At 41.6% G+C, this 15510-nt stretch carries 13 protein-coding genes; 4 read left to right on the top strand and 9 right to left on the bottom strand.

Features of this window, described 5'->3' with window-relative positions; genetic code table 11:
- Positions 1-256 precede the first annotated feature (256 nt).
- The 3 genes from JMX70_RS06210 (at position 257) to JMX70_RS06200 (ending at position 4619) form a co-directional block, all read left to right on the top strand.
- Positions 257-2809 carry a RelA/SpoT family protein gene (locus JMX70_RS06210; protein ID WP_201590483.1) on the top strand — a complete coding sequence of 851 codons (2553 nt, stop codon included), beginning with the start codon at positions 257-259 and terminating at the stop codon, positions 2807-2809.
- Between the two features lie 64 nt (positions 2810-2873).
- Positions 2874-3809 (top strand): bifunctional DNA-formamidopyrimidine glycosylase/DNA-(apurinic or apyrimidinic site) lyase, encoded by a 936-nt coding sequence (gene mutM / locus JMX70_RS06205; RefSeq protein WP_201590480.1) that lies wholly within the window; start codon positions 2874-2876, stop codon positions 3807-3809.
- Between the two features lie 369 nt (positions 3810-4178).
- On the top strand, positions 4179-4619 hold the full coding sequence (locus tag JMX70_RS06200) for a hypothetical protein (RefSeq protein ID WP_201590477.1): 441 nt from the start codon (positions 4179-4181) through the stop codon (positions 4617-4619).
- Positions 4620-4707: 88 nt separating this feature from the next.
- Here JMX70_RS06200 and mscL read toward each other — a convergent pair whose 3' ends face one another.
- The 3 genes from mscL to JMX70_RS06185 all read right to left on the bottom strand — a co-directional run bounded on the left by mscL (position 4708) and on the right by JMX70_RS06185 (position 8806).
- The gene (gene mscL, locus JMX70_RS06195) at positions 4708-5151 is read right to left on the bottom strand and encodes a large conductance mechanosensitive channel protein MscL (protein ID WP_144297554.1); all 444 of its coding nucleotides are present in this window, start codon (positions 5149-5151) and stop codon (positions 4708-4710) included.
- A gap of 278 nt (positions 5152-5429) precedes the next feature.
- Positions 5430-7277 (bottom strand): translational GTPase TypA, encoded by a 1848-nt coding sequence (gene typA / locus JMX70_RS06190; protein WP_201590474.1) that lies wholly within the window; start codon positions 7275-7277, stop codon positions 5430-5432.
- Positions 7278-7627: 350 nt separating this feature from the next.
- Entirely contained in the window at positions 7628-8806 is a 1179-nt protein-coding gene (locus JMX70_RS06185; RefSeq protein ID WP_201590471.1) for an OmpA family protein, read from the bottom strand.
- 544 nt (positions 8807-9350) lie between these two features.
- Here JMX70_RS06185 and JMX70_RS06180 point away from each other — a divergent pair.
- Positions 9351-9938 (top strand): pilus assembly FimT family protein, encoded by a 588-nt coding sequence (locus tag JMX70_RS06180; protein ID WP_201590468.1) that lies wholly within the window; start codon positions 9351-9353, stop codon positions 9936-9938.
- Between the two features lie 19 nt (positions 9939-9957).
- Here JMX70_RS06180 and JMX70_RS06175 read toward each other — a convergent pair whose 3' ends face one another.
- The 6 genes from JMX70_RS06175 to lepB all read right to left on the bottom strand — a co-directional run bounded on the left by JMX70_RS06175 (position 9958) and on the right by lepB (position 15470).
- A complete protein-coding gene (locus JMX70_RS06175) occupies positions 9958-10755 on the bottom strand; it encodes a pyridoxine 5'-phosphate synthase (protein WP_201590465.1) in 798 nt (265 codons plus the stop codon).
- 75 nt (positions 10756-10830) lie between these two features.
- Positions 10831-11616 carry a DNA repair protein RecO gene (gene recO, locus JMX70_RS06170; protein WP_201590463.1) on the bottom strand — a complete coding sequence of 262 codons (786 nt, stop codon included), beginning with the start codon at positions 11614-11616 and terminating at the stop codon, positions 10831-10833.
- Positions 11617-11690: 74 nt separating this feature from the next.
- Entirely contained in the window at positions 11691-12854 is a 1164-nt protein-coding gene (era, locus tag JMX70_RS06165; protein ID WP_227671178.1) for a GTPase Era, read from the bottom strand.
- A 183-nt stretch (positions 12855-13037) separates the two neighbouring features.
- A complete protein-coding gene (gene rnc, locus JMX70_RS06160; RefSeq protein WP_201590461.1) occupies positions 13038-13835 on the bottom strand; it encodes a ribonuclease III in 798 nt (265 codons plus the stop codon).
- 150 nt (positions 13836-13985) lie between these two features.
- Positions 13986-14381, bottom strand: coding sequence for a DUF4845 domain-containing protein (locus JMX70_RS06155; protein ID WP_201590459.1), 396 nt, complete (start codon positions 14379-14381; stop codon positions 13986-13988).
- Positions 14382-14567: 186 nt separating this feature from the next.
- A complete protein-coding gene (lepB, locus tag JMX70_RS06150; protein WP_201590457.1) occupies positions 14568-15470 on the bottom strand; it encodes a signal peptidase I in 903 nt (300 codons plus the stop codon).
- Between the last annotated feature and the right edge of the window lie 40 nt (positions 15471-15510).

Raw genomic sequence — 15510 nt, 5'->3', positions numbered from 1 at the left:
GCCTTGCTTGATTTGTCATTGTGAAATGAGATAATAACAGCCAATGTATTTAGGCTTTCTTCAGCAAGATATCGTGAGTATCCTTTATCCTTACTCAGCGCTTTATATATTATTTATGTCTGTCATTTATAGCTGCTAAAAATGGATTTTTTAGCGGCTGAATTGATTTATAGCTGACACTTTACCTATGGAAACCTAAAAGTGTGGTTGGTAAATGGGCTTTTAATCAATTTAGAATAGCTAAGAGGAGTGGGCTATGGTAAAAATTCGTGAAGGGCTACCGCTGGTAGATGGACAAACCACGCAAGCCGATAGCGCAACATTGGCGGCACAACTGGTCGCGAGCCAACGCTCTCATCAGTCTGCCAATAGCTATGCCCAAATTCCACACGACATCAAATATCAGCTGTCCACTCATAAACTGCACACTACCTTTGATCGCTCCGCGCAGTATGCTTATCACAGCCATGACCCCAACCTCGAAGATGAATATTTAGACAATCAATTGCTTGATGATGCCAATGCGCTTTCGGCACAAGAACTAGAAGCCATTGATTTAGATCAGATAAATATCGACGTCCCTACTTGGCTGGATAATATTGCCAAGCGTATCGGGCAAGAATCTGTGCCCAATCTTGCTATCGCCTGCGAGTTTATTCGCAGTCATATGAATACCAGTGAATCTGAGCGTTCAGGCGCTTACGTCACCGGTATTGCCATGACCGATATCCTAACCTACCTTTATCAAGACGAAAATGCGCTTGTGGCAGCGATGCTTTATCGTAGCGCCCGTAAATCAATTATTAGCTTAGCTGAAATTGAAAAAAAATTCGGTGCCGATATCGCAACCTTGGTCAAAGATACGCTAGCGATGGGAAAACTGTCGGAAATTATCGAAAGCAATAAGCGCTTAGAAGACCATTTCGTCAATAATCAGCGCGATCAGCTCTCCAACATTTATAGCATGCTCATCTCCGTGACCAACGATGTACGCGTGGTGCTGATTAAGTTGGCCGAGCGTACCTTTGCCATGCGCGAACTGACTTTTTCTGGTGAAGAACGACAATATCGGGTCGCGCGTGAGGTTATGACCATCTATGCGCCACTAGCACACAGGCTAGGCATTGCTCAATTAAAATGGGAGCTTGAAGATTTAGCCTTTCGCTATCTGGCGCCCGAGCGTTATAAAGAAATTGCCAAACTGTTATCAGAAAAACGCAGCGAACGTGAGTCTTATATTCAGCGCGTCCAAGATAAGCTCAATGAAGCGTTGGCGGAAGCGAGTATCGAAGGCGAGGTTTCAGGCCGCGTCAAGCATATTTATTCTATTTACCGAAAAATGAAGCTCAAAGGTTTATCCTTTGATCAGCTATATGACATTCGCGCGCTACGGGTCTTGGTCAATAATCCTTCAGATTGCTATCACGTGTTGGGCTTGGTACACGGTTTATGGCGCTATATCCCTGAGCAATTCGACGACTATATTACCAATCCAAAATCAAATGGTTATCGCTCGCTTCATACCGCCGTTATTGCCGAAAATAAATCGCTAGAAGTACAAATTCGTACTCAAGAAATGCACTTCGAGGCCGAGCTTGGCATGTGCGCACACGTCAATTACAAAGAAGGCCTGAAAAATAAAAAGGACAATTACCTTAACCAAAGAATCAGCTCATTACGTCAGCTCTTATCGATTAATAACGAAACGCGCAATCAGCCGCGCTCAGCATTACTGACTGGCGAAGAATTAGAAGAAATCGAGTTCGACGATGATGAGCAGTTGGTTGATTTCGATGAGCTCGAGCGTATTTATATCTTTAGTCGTGATGGCGATATTACCGAGCTGCCAAAAGGCGCCACTGTACTGGACTTCGCTTATTATGTACACACGCAAGTCGGTAACCGAGCGCAAGCGGCGCGCGTCAATCAGCGCTATGTGCCGCTGACTTACCAGTTAAAAACGGGCGAACAAGTTGAGATTATTACCAAAGCCTCGCGTGAACCCAATCGCGATTGGCTAGTCGCCTCGCTCGGTTATATTCATACCAATCGCGCGCGCTCAAAACTGCGTCAATGGTTTAATAAGCAAGACCGCGATAAAAATATCGAGATAGGTCGCCAAATGCTCAGTAAAGAGCTTGAGCGCTTGTCGGTGCACCCAAACAGTATTGATTTAAACGATTATATCCAGCATTTTAACGTCAATAATACCGATGATATCGTGGTCGGTTTAGTGACGGGTGATATCAGTCTCAATCAGTTGACCAGTCATATTTCACGCCAGTTAGATTTAGAGCCTGAAAAACCTGAAGAAGATTTCACTCCAAGTATCGATACAAGAAACGCTGGGAAACTTGATGCTTATAAAATCCGTATCGATGGTTTGGATAATATCGAGATTAACCTAGCCGGCTGCTGCCATCCTGTCCACGGTGAACCTATCGCAGGCTACATTACCTTATCGCGCGGCGTCAGCGTACATAACCGTGGCTGCCCCGAATACCTGCGCTTGATTGAACGGGATCCTGAGCGTGAAATTGAGGCGGCTTGGACGGTTAAAGCTGGTCGTTATCAGCCGGTAGACATTCACGTTGAAGCCTATGACAGGCGCGGATTACTACGTGATTTGACCCAAATTATTGATAAAGAAAACGTCAATATTCGTCAGGTTGAGACGCTCAGTAACGATGACAATATCGCCTTTTTAAAGTTTCATATTGAAGTTTCAGGGCTCGCGCATTTGTCTAAGTTACTTGCCAAGCTCGAGCAGCAGCATGGTATTTTGCATGCTCGCCGTGCTGTTGTTTGATAGCTTAAACTTTAAAATCTTTGAAAATAACCTTTATATATAATAGAGTCTGATAAGAAATACTATGCCTGAGTTGCCGGAAGTAGAAACCACCAAAACCAGCCTGACACCTTTATTAGGTCAACAAGTGGTCGATGTCAAAGTTTTTCAACCAAAGCTACGCTGGTCGATGCCCGATAACTTGAGTGAACTGGTTGATTATACTTTGGACAGTGTCGAGCGCCGAGCGAAGTATTTAATCCTAAATTTTATACCGCTCACTTCTGTTAATACCAACGCTTCTATTCAGCCAAATAGCTTAGCACCGCGTCAACTTTTGATTCACCTTGGTATGTCGGGTAGTTTACAGCAACATAGCCATGGCACCGATAAGCGTAAACATGACCATTTAGTAGTAACATTTAGCGCCGCTGATAATAGCCAAACACAGCTACATTATTATGATCCGAGGCGATTTGGCTCAGTATTATGGTTTAAAGATTACGGTCCTAAGCTTTTAGATCATTTGGGTCCGGAGCCATTATCAGCAGACTTTACCGCTGATTATTTATATCATTTAATACAGCGCTCGGACAATCCAAATCAAACCTCGGATAACAACATAGCTAACAAAACCAATAGCAAGCAGCCTATCAAGCGCGCGATTAAATCAGTAATTATGGAGCAGCAAGTCGTTGTTGGCGTTGGTAATATTTATGCAACTGAAAGCCTTTATTTATCAGGTATTCATCCGGCAACACCAGCCAATGAAGTATCTCATGAGCAAATAGTTATCTTGGTTGAGCATATCAAAGCCATTTTAAAAAAGGCCATCACGCTAGGTGGTTCCACATTACGCGATTTTACCGTTGCCAGCGGTCAAACCGGCTACTTCCAGCAAACTTTAAATGTTTATGGTAGACAGGGCGAAACCTGTCCGCATTGCGATACGCTATTAGAAAATATTAAGTTAAATGGGCGTGCCAGTGTCTTCTGCCCTAACTGTCAGCCTACTAAATAATCCATTTCTAAACTCCCTCACAGCTGAAGATTTAAAAAGTCTGCAAAGCTATAAAGCACTGAATTGCCACAATGAATACTTTTTATGGAAATCTGATTTAACGCTATTAAAAACTCCATTCAAACTTATTCGTTTTAAGAAACATCTTTCATATAAATATATCCTGCGCATTTTTGTTGCTTATTGGCTTAAATCTTGCTTTAATAGTGCCAATATTTACATAAATAGTGCAAAGCGTTTATTTATCTGTAATATTAAAACTATTTATCAATGCCTATCGTTGTCGCATTATTTCTATAGGGAAGTTGTCTCTGTATGGAAATAGCAGCAGCTATGAATCATACTTCTTATGAGTTTTAGGATATCATTATGAGCGCTCCAGCTAAAATGAAACGCACAGCTAAATATAAACTACTGACCATGATGGCAAGCATAAGCTTGATTTTTGCTAGCATGCAGCCCGCTCTAGCAGCGATAGAAATTGATGAAACGGATTTTGGCCCCTCTTATGAGACCATGGCAGTTGATACTATTGTTGGTAAACCATTACAGCTGGTGACCGCTGTGGCAGGCACCGCCGCTTATCTTGTTAGTCTACCCTTCTCGCTTATCGGCGGTAACGCCGACCAAGCACAGCAGAAATTATTCGTTGAACCTTGGGATGCCATGGGACGCTGCCTCGGCTGTACGGTTGCCGAAGACAATTATTATAAGTCACAAGTCGTTGATAGTAACGTGGTCCGTATTGTCGTCGATCAACCCTCAGAAATTCTGATTAATACCAATGACTATGTGGTAGTTAAACCTTAATTAAAAAACTTCGAGCTTATCAATCGACAATAAAAAAGGCTAACTTATTGTTAGCCTTTTTTGATTTTGGTAAGCGAATTATATGATTTTATTTTGTAAGGTGAGTATTACTCAGCTTAGCGCTAATCTCACGCAGTAATTGCACCTCTTCTGACGGCTCTGCAACCGCTTCTTCTACCTCATCTGCACGGCGTAATCTATTAACCATTTTTACCATCATAAATATGATAAACGCCAAAATTAGGAAGTTAATCAACACTGTGATAAAGCTACCATAAGCCAACACCGGTACGCCTGCTGCCTTAAGTGCATCATAAGTCATTGCCACACCTTCAGGCGCATCTCCTAGTATAAAAAACATGTTTTTGAAATTAATTTCGCCGCCGGCAATAAAAGCGACTATAGGCATGATAATGTCTTCAACTAAAGAAGTCGTAATAGTCGCAAAAGCGCCACCAATGATGACACCGACCGCTAGGTCCATCACGTTACCTTTTAAAGCAAATTCCTTAAACTCAGATACCATACTCATAATGTCACTCCTTGAAAGTTTAATTAATTATTATATAGATGATGAACTAGATTTTCTAATGTTGATTCTTTAAACCTTTCTAAATAGATAGCACTTATTGATTAGATCGTTTTTATTATATATGAAAACCAAGCACACAAAAAAGCAATATAAAGTGAACTTTATTTTGCTCACCTTATACTGCTAATTTTCGATGTCAAAGCTAATCATGAAAAATTAGCTTTGAGTACTTTTCTAAAATTGAAAATATAAATTACCAAGTAATTTACGTATCGATATTAAGCATTTTTCTTGCGTCCATGACGCTTACGCTCATTTTCAGTCAAATAACGCTTACGCAGACGTATGGCTTTTGGCGTTACTTCTACTAACTCATCATCTTGAATGAATTCAAGCGCTTGCTCAAGGGTAAACTTAACCGCTGGCGTCAGCGTCAACGCTTCATCAGTACCACTGGCACGGACGTTGGTTAACTGTTTAGCAGTCGTTGGATTGACAACCATATCATCGTTACGAGAGTTTAGACCAACAATCATACCTTCATAAACTTCAAGCTGTGGCTCAGCAAATAATTTACCACGTTTTTGTAGGTTAAATAGGGCGAAACCTAAGCAAACACCATTGGCCATAGAAACCAATACACCGTTTGAGCGACCACCAACATCACCGATCTTTTGTGGACCGTAATGTGAGAAGCTTGAAGTCAGGATACCGGTGCCCGAGGTCAGGGTTAAAAACTCTGAACGGAAACCAATCAAACCACGCGCAGGCATAGTCGCTTCAATACGCATACGACCTTTACCATCAAGCTCCATATTGGTCATCTCGCCTTTACGCAAGCCGACTTGTTCCATAATTGGACCTTGATGCGCGTCTTCAATATCAAAGACAACATTTTCATACGGTTCTTGTAGCTTGCCATCTACTTCTTTAACAATAACTTCTGGACCTGATACGCCAAGCTCAAAACCTTCGCGGCGCATGTTTTCGATCAATACTGATAAATGTAGCTCACCACGACCTGATACTTTAAATTTATCTGGAGACTCGGTGTCTTCTACACGTAGCGCCACGTTGTGAATCAATTCACGCTCAAGACGCTCACGAATATTACGTGATGTCACAAACTTACCTTCACGACCGGCAAATGGTGAATTGTTTACTTGGAAGTTCATCGATACCGTTGGTTCATCAACAGTCAATGCTGGCAACGCTTCAACATGGTTAGGGTCACAAATGGTGTCTGAAATATTTAGCGCATCAATACCGGTAATACAAACGATATCGCCCGCTTGCGCAACGTCTACTTCAATACGCTCAAGACCGTGATAACCCATGATTTTTAGGATACGACCGTTACGCGTTTTACCATTCTTATCAATGACAGTCACAGGCGTATTGGTTTTAACTTTACCGCGTTGAATACGGCCAATACCGATAACGCCAACGAAGCTGTTATAGTCAAGGCTAGAAATTTGCATGCGGAAAGGTGCATCTGCATCGACTTGCGGTGGCTGTACCACATCAACGATGGTTTTAAACAACGGCGTCATGTCATTTGCTAAATTATCTGCTTCCAAACCAGCAATACCGTTTAAGGCAGATGCATAAACCACTGGGAAATCTAATTGCTCGTCAGTAGCACCCAAGTTATCAAATAGATCAAAGATTTGATCCATTACCCAATCAGGACGTGAACCAGGACGGTCAATTTTATTGATAACCACAATCGGCTTTAGGCCTTGCTCGAACGCTTTTTGAGTGACAAAACGGGTTTGCGGCATTGGGCCATCAACACCGTCAACAACCAACAATACGCAGTCAACCATTGACATAACGCGTTCGACTTCGCCACCAAAGTCGGCGTGACCTGGGGTGTCGACAATATTAATACGGTATTCAGTGCCATCAGTGTCATCTGTCCAGCGGATGGCCGTATTTTTTGCCAAAATAGTAATGCCACGCTCTTGCTCAATATCACCTGAATCCATTGCGCGTTCCGCAATGTTTGCACGGTCGCCAAAAGTACCAGATTGATGTAATAACTTATCAACCAAAGTGGTTTTACCGTGGTCAACGTGGGCAATAATTGCAATGTTACGCAGGTGTTTGATATCGTTCGCCATATAAAATGCTCGTTTCGTCTTAAAAAATGCAGTAGCAGTAAGCACCGCTGGATAAACTGTTAACATCAACCAGATAGACATGATTGGCTTAGGATTAAATAATTGCACAATACGTACAGCAATTTAATATTAACGAAATCAAATACCTATGCTGATAAATCCATCGTACAGATAGCTATGCTAATGTACACTTTGTCAGTTTACAAAGTGTTTGGGTCGCTAGTATAACATTATTGCGCTATCAATTTATGCAATAACTTACTTTTCTGAGTGTATAAATAAAAAAAAGCCACCCAAAGGATGACTTTTTTTGTAACTAATTAAGTTAATACATAATTAGTAGCGTCTACTTACTGAACAACCATATCTTTAGTTTGTTCAACAGTCATGGTTTTGTCACCAGTAATGATGGCATATACACGACGGTTCATAGCGCGACCTTCTTCAGTGTTGTTATCAGCGATTGGTTGGTCATAACCATAGCCAACTGTTGATAGACGGTTTGGCTCGATACCAAATTCGTTGGTCAACATAGATTTCACTGCAACTGCACGGGCTTCAGATAGACGTTGGTTATAACGTGCTGAAGGACCTGTTTTAGAAGCGTGACCTTCAACGCGAGCGGTAGAGTTAGGATACTCACGCATCTTCTCTGCTACTTTAGCGATTTCAGGTTTGTATTGGTTTTTGATAGTTGATTTGTCGTTATCAAAGAATACACGTAGCTCCATTTTTAGCTCATCAGTAATATCTACTGGTACTGGGCAACCGCGCTCATCAACTACTACGTTCATTGGAGTGCCTGGGCATGCATCGATGCTATCAGGTACACCATCACCGTCAGAGTCAAGATCAGACTCAACGACTACTACTGGAGCAGTATCAACTAGTGGCTCTTGCATTGGCGGTACAGCAACAGTAGGTGCTAAGTGGCCACCTAATACAACTTCTAGGCCAGCCAAAGCCATGCCTTCCCACCAGTTGTTATCAAAGTTATGAATCGCACGAGCTTCACCACGTAGGCTTAGTGCGTCATTGATACGATACATAGCACCTAGGCCTAGGTTACCAATAGTGTCTTTTGAACCAGTAATGAAATCACCTGATGCATCTTCAACTTCAATCTTAGAACGACCAGCACCAATCAAGGCATATGGTTTGAAGGCATTATCAGTGTAACCGCTAAATTCTTCAAAGCCGATCAAGAAGTTACCAGAAATCATTTCTTGTTCAGCATCTCTAGTAACAGTGCCAGCAGCATTAACGGCATCAGTATTTGATACACCGTACTCTACTTGAAATTGTGTAGAAGGCGTTAGCTCGATACCTAGCGCTGCACCCGTGTATAGACCATTTTCTTTATAGTAACTGTTCCCATCTGTAGCACCCATGACTTCTAGCTGCTCATCATCAGCGCCTTCGCTGTAGTGATAACCAAGTAATAACGGGCTAATAGTAACACCAGCGTTTGCTGCTAGTGGAGCCGCTGTAATGGCAAATAATGCCAAAGCAATTTTATTTAATTTCATGAACTTCCTCCAAAGGATAATTTTAGTAATGCGTCAAGCAAAACCGCATCTTAAGATGCCCAAAAGCAGACATCATTTACGAATTTGAAATTACAAAGCAAAACCAATTGAGAAGTAGCTTAGCGATTATCAATTCAATTTACAACTTTTTTCGTTAACCAGCTACACATTATTACACGATAATGTCATAACTAAAACACATTAGCCAGCTTAACTTACTGACGACTAACACACTTTACACTCTTTATCTTTTGTGTGTGAGCTCGCAATAGATGATGAAACGAATCCTATCTATTGTTTCAAGATATTTTAATACAAATCGTTAATTTTCTCTATCCTTAAAACTCCTTATTCACGAATTGAAACATTCTTTGATAGTAGACATATATTTGGTTTATATTCACACAACCGAACATTTTTCTGCTAATATCCAATGTATATATAACTTACGCAAATTTAATAGATACTTAAAGTTTTGGCGCAATATTCAGGTTAGTCGATTATTAATGTATAGCCGTACCTCTTGTATAGGTAGCAGTCTCTCATGATTGAATTATATAAAGTATCGTCAAGAAAGCAGACGCATTTTCAAGCACATAATAAATATGGCTTTACCTTGATAGAGCTGATTGTTACTGTTGCTGTGTTAGCTATTATAGTAATGATTGCGACGCCCTATATTCTAGAGCAATTAGCAAGCATGGAAGCAAAACGTATCGAGAGCCAAATTAAAAATACACTAAAGTTAGCGAAAGCTGAAAGCCACATTAGAAGACAAAACTTGTTGCTTTGTCTTTCTAATGACGGCGCCACATGTCATAGAGACAGCTATAAGAGGCTATTATTATTTTTAGATAAAAATGACAATAAACACTTCGACTTAGGAGTTGATGACCTGCTAGAAAAACAGGCTTTAGAACCTAAATATAGCACCTTGTATTTACGGGTAGGAAATAATCGCCATTACACTAAATTCTGGGGCGATAGCGGTAAACCTCGCGGCCATTTCGGACATATTAAGTACTGTCCAACCTCAACCTATAATCATGCCATGTATCAAATCTCATTCAACCAAGGCGGAGGCATTACTTATAAGCCTAATGTAAGCCACCCTACTGATTGTGGACAATAGAAATTACGACATTAAGTGTTTAAACATTTTGACGCATAGCAGACTTCATCATAACAACCGCTTGCTCTAACCCCACAAAAACAGCATCAGCAATAAGAGCGTGTCCGATATTTAGCTCATATATACCATCAATTTGCGCAATAGCGTGGACATTATCACGCGTCAAACCATGACCCGCATTAACCAAAAGCTTGGGATCAGCATGTTGCGCGGTTTGCACAGCTTGCTTAATTCGAGTAAGCTCATCATTCTTTTTAGCGATATTACCTGCTAAACCCGCTTCCGCATAGGCACCAGTATGCAATTCAATTGCATCTGCCCCACAGCTTACCGCTGCCGCAATCTGCTTGTCTTCTGGATCAATAAATAAAGAAACCTTGACACCTACTGCTTGTAATTTACTAACATAATCTGTTAGCCAAGCTACCTGCCCTGCAACGTCAAGTCCGCCTTCGGTAGTCAATTCGGCACGTTTTTCAGGTACTAGACATACCCAATACGGCTTAACTTGACGAGCAATCTCTAGCATCTCAGCCGTTGCTGCTATCTCCAAGTTCATTCTGGTGGTTAGCTGCTCAGCTATCTCATAAACGTCAGCGTCTTGAATGTGTCGGCGGTCTTCACGCAAATGAATGGTGATACCATCAGCTCCAGCTTGCTCACATAGCAGAGCAGCCGCCAAGGGGCTAGGGTAACTGACACCGCGAGCCTGACGTAAGGTCGCTACATGGTCAATATTTACCCCTAACAGAGGCTTTTTTAAGGCATTTTCTGAAGTTTGTGCTAAGTTGGAAGTCTTTACTGTTGCATTAATCATAAAAAAAATCCTTTTATACATATTGAAGTAATTTACTAAAAAATAGTTTATAGAATATTGGATTTTACGCTTAAGTTAAGATTGATAGCGCTGTTGCTGCTGCCAGAGTAAGCGACTTTGTAAAGGCTGATAATCGAGCAAATGGTCAATCAATCGCCGATGCAAACGTGACCATGCATTGAGATTTGAGCTAGATAAACCTTGCTCTGCCATCGATAAAATCTCATTACCTTTAAAAATGTTTTGTGTAACAGCTATATCATCATTATGCACAATTGGCACTAAGCCCACATCAGGTAAAAAACGGTACCAGGTTTCGAGCTCGATAGCTTGATCTAAACTGTCATGTTTTAAGGTTAAAGCAAAGCCCAATTCGTTAAACAAATACGCTTCAAACTGACGCAAACACAAACGCAGCTCATCGGCAGTTAAGGGCTGCTTAAGCTGCTGTAGGCTATTTTGGTAGTGTTGCCATAATATTGGCATGGGATCTTCGGTGGGTAATAGCCGCCACAGTATTTCATTTAAATACAAGGCTGCATACTGATGTTGGCCGCTGATATTTTCATGATGCAGCGTCTGGGCTAGATTAACATTACTGTCTTTTAGTGCTAAAGAATTTTGGGCTATTTGTGCTACTGAATCTTGAATCAAGCTTAATGGCGCGATATTAATCTGCGTGAATGTTTTTAAATCGCGTTTACCGCTGGCAAAAAGTTGCAGGGGCATAAAAAGTGGCGCACCTTTTTTGCCAACACCATGGATGACACCATGTTGCTGAGAAAACAGATAGTATAAGGCGCGCTTTTCTTGGTAGGGGCGCTGATGTAATAAATAACCGACTAACGCTTCATTACGCATGGATTATTACCTCAGCCGTGGTGATATAGAGACATGGCGGTAAACATCTACCCACCATGCTTTTTTAATCGTGCTTAATATCCTAAACTGGTCAAAGCGCGCTCATCATCAGACCAACCGCGTTTCACTTTCACCCACAGTGTTAACATGATTTTTTTATCAAACAGCTGTTCCATATCTTTACGTGCATCCATGCCGACCTGTTTGATACGCTGACCTTTATCACCAATGACAATCGCTTTTTGCCCGCTACGCTCAACATAAATGGTCGCATCGATAAAAGTGACCGCTTTACGCGGACGACCAGTTTTTGGGTCAATATGCGCCGCTTCGTCTTTAAAACCATCAATCTGTACCGTCAAATCGTATGGTACTTCATCGCCGGCACTACGCATGATTTTTTCGCGAATAATTTCACTGGCTAAGAAGCGCTCTGAGCGATCGGTAATCTGCTCGCTATCATAGATAGGGTCGGCGATTGGCAAATGCGAGGCTATCACTTCTTGCAAGCGGTCTAGGTTTTGATTTTTTAAAGCAGAAACAGGAACGATATCAGCGAAATCAAAACTTTCATTAAACGTTTCGATCAGTGGTAACACGCTACCTTTATCTTTTAGCGTATCGGCTTTATTAATCACCAATACTACGGTCAGATTGGTATCGCCAAGCTTTTGTAGGGTCAATAAATCGTCATCACGCCACTGATCTGAATCAACCACAAATAAGACCAAATCAACATCAACCAATGCAGAGACGGCAGCCTTATTCATACGCTCGTTGATAGCGCGTACCTCATTGCGATGAATACCTGGGGTATCAACAAACACCGCTTGCATCTCGTCATTAGATAAAATGCCGTGAATACGGTGACGGGTGGTTTGCGGTTTACGCGAGGTGATAGACAGCTTTTGACCCAATAAATGGTTCATCAAGGTTGATTTACCCACATTCGGGCGACCAACAATCGCCACATAACCGGCTTTAAAACCTTCAGCGACATGGGCATTGTTATTTGATGAAAAAAACTCTTCTATCGTCGTATCATTATCTAACGTCGTATCTTCGGTGTTATCAACCGTTAGCTTAGCATCGTTTAATCTGGCGTTGTTTTTCTGCACGTCATCTTGTACAACGCCATTTTCTTCAGCCATATTTTGGCTTGAACTCATATCTGGGTTTTCGGTCATATTTTTGGCACTATCTTCATTATTTAATGGCAAGTCATGCTGATTGCTCATGGATTAATCCTTGGAGGTTGTCATCAGTTATGCCACTTGTTGGTTTTTTAAAGAAAGGCGACATAAAACTGATCATGTTAAAGGTATGAGTTATTTCAAAAAACGACTCATTGAAATCATTTATTAAAACCATCGAATTTAGCATTAGAGAAAATGGTTTTTAAAAAAATGAGCTTTAAAAAACTAGGCACGTCTTTTTGGCTGTCCTGGCAGTTTATGTAGCTGATTAATCATTAATTCTGCTGCTTTTTGCTCAGCGATACGGCGGCTTTCACCAGACTCGGTAATATCAGGGCAATTATTTATATTAACCTGACAGCGCACCACAAAGATTTGGTGCGGAGCGTTACCACGGGTTTCCATCAGCTCATAATGTGGCAAGTCAAACTGCTTAGATTGCAGCCATTCTTGTAATCGGCTTTTAGCGTCTTTTAGCGCTTTTTGGTCACTGACATTGTCTATGAGATCACCATACCACGATAGCACGCACGCTCGGGTAATATCCATATCTTGACTGTCTAAATAAATAGCGCCTATCAATGACTCTACCGCATCTGCCAAGATGGAAGCACGATTGCGCCCGCCGCCTTTTCGCTCACCAACGCCCAATATCAAATGATTAGACAGCTCTAGGTTTTGCGCAATAATCACAAGCGATTCCTGCCGTACCAATGTTGCCCGCATGCGCGTCAGACGGCCTTCATTTTGCGTCGGATAGCGGTGATACAATGCTTCACCGACGATCATCCCTAATAAAGCGTCGCCCAAAAACTCCAAGCGCTCATAGTTTTTCTTACTATCAAAGGAACGATGGGTAAGCGCCAGTTTAGGCAAGCTTAAATCATTAAACACATAGCCCAACTTGCGCGACAAGATCGCTAACCGTTGAATAAATTCTGCGCTAATAATAAGCGTGTCATCAGACACGCTATTTTTATGGGGATTGGGAACCGCCTGAGGAGACTGCGAAGTTGGTTTCATGCGTGGTCTGTGTGTATCCCTTTTTTTCAGTGGTAAATATAATGAAATACCAGTGTTTTAGAAATTGGTTAGAAAATTAAAAATAACAAAGTACTTTATTACTTTGATTTTAACGCTTTAAGTTTTGATATATAAGCTTTAATAGTTAAGTTATTCAGCAGTAGTAGAGTCAATGTCGCCTTCAAAGCGATTAACGATATCGATATTACCAAAAAAATTATTGGTGGTTTCATACTTTTTATGAATAGCCAATTGACCTGGTTTCTTATCAGTAAAAGTAAACACTTCTTCTGCTTTGGTATCATAATCGGCGTTAATAGACAGCTGCTTATTCACGCGCTCTACAAACTGCTTGGCCGTTTCTTTATTGGCATTGGACTCTTTAAGCTGCGCACTTAAGGTTTTTGTTAATTGATAATCGCCAATTTGCGCCGGTGCAATAGCGACGAGCAATTTAGCAGCCACGCCCAAAACGATAATGATAAAAACGACACTCGTTACACTAGCGCCGCGCTGCGAAGACAAACCAGATAACTGCTGCACCATAAGACCTCTCAAGGGGTAAGTTGCTATAGGTAAACTGCCATATTTAGAAAACTGTCTTGTTAACCACCTTTAATATGATGGTTTTTATTAAACAACCATCATATTAGCACAAACTATTATCGGTACATTATTCTTTAGCACAGCATTATTCTTTAGCGAGCGTTACTCTTTAATGCAGCAATAATATTAATCAATACTACCATTACGCTTAAAGGTTGGTAAGTTAAGACCGGGCGGTTTATGCATCCAAATATAGACCGCTTTACCCGCTAAATTATCATCGGGAACAAAACCCCAAAAACGTCCATCAGCACTACGGTCGCGGTTGTCACCCATTACAAAGTAATGACCTTCTGGCACTTTGATACGCCATTCTGTGCCTTCAGAGCTGACCACTTCTGGCGATTCTTGCTGTAAAAACGGCGCGTACTGCGAGCTATTCATATCCGCTAAATAGCGAACCAAGTGTTTGTTGTCGCCTTGAATCTCTTCAAAGTACTTTGCCTCACTTTCTTCTTGCTGCCCCATTCGTATGGCATTGTCTTCACTCAAGACCTGTCCGGGTGCCACTTGGCCGGCTGGATATAGCTGTGAGGTCAGCTCAGCATCGGCGTCAAAATTGACCGCCTTAGTAGGAACGGGCGTGTCATTAATTGCCAGCGTCCCTTGATTATAACTGACGGTATCACCCGGCAAGCCAATCACGCGCTTAATATAGTAAATACTTGGGTTTTCTGGGTAGCGGAAAACGGCCACATCGCCATGCTCAGGCGCGCCTGTATCAAGCACTTTATTATAAGTCAGCGGCAGACGTACGCCATACGCGTATTTATTGACCGCGATAAAATCACCCGTATACAAGGTTGGCACCATCGACGATGAAGGAATATTAAACGGCTCAATCAAGAACGAGCGCACTATTAACACCACCGCCAACACTGGGAAAAAATCATATGCCCAACGTACCAGTAAGCTTTCTTTACCGCGACCGCGGGTTTTACGCTGTTTGAGCGTCAGCTTCTCTAATAGCCAAATAATACCTAGGCCAATGGTTAATGGCACTAAAATTAAATTAAAATCAAAATCCATACGAATTTGCCTATTAACGAGCTGAAAATCAAACTACGGT

It is taken from the genome of Psychrobacter pulmonis, from assembly GCF_904846465.1.
Taxonomy (GTDB): domain Bacteria; phylum Pseudomonadota; class Gammaproteobacteria; order Pseudomonadales; family Moraxellaceae; genus Psychrobacter; species Psychrobacter faecalis.
This window is presented reverse-complemented; position numbering and strand designations above follow the sequence as displayed.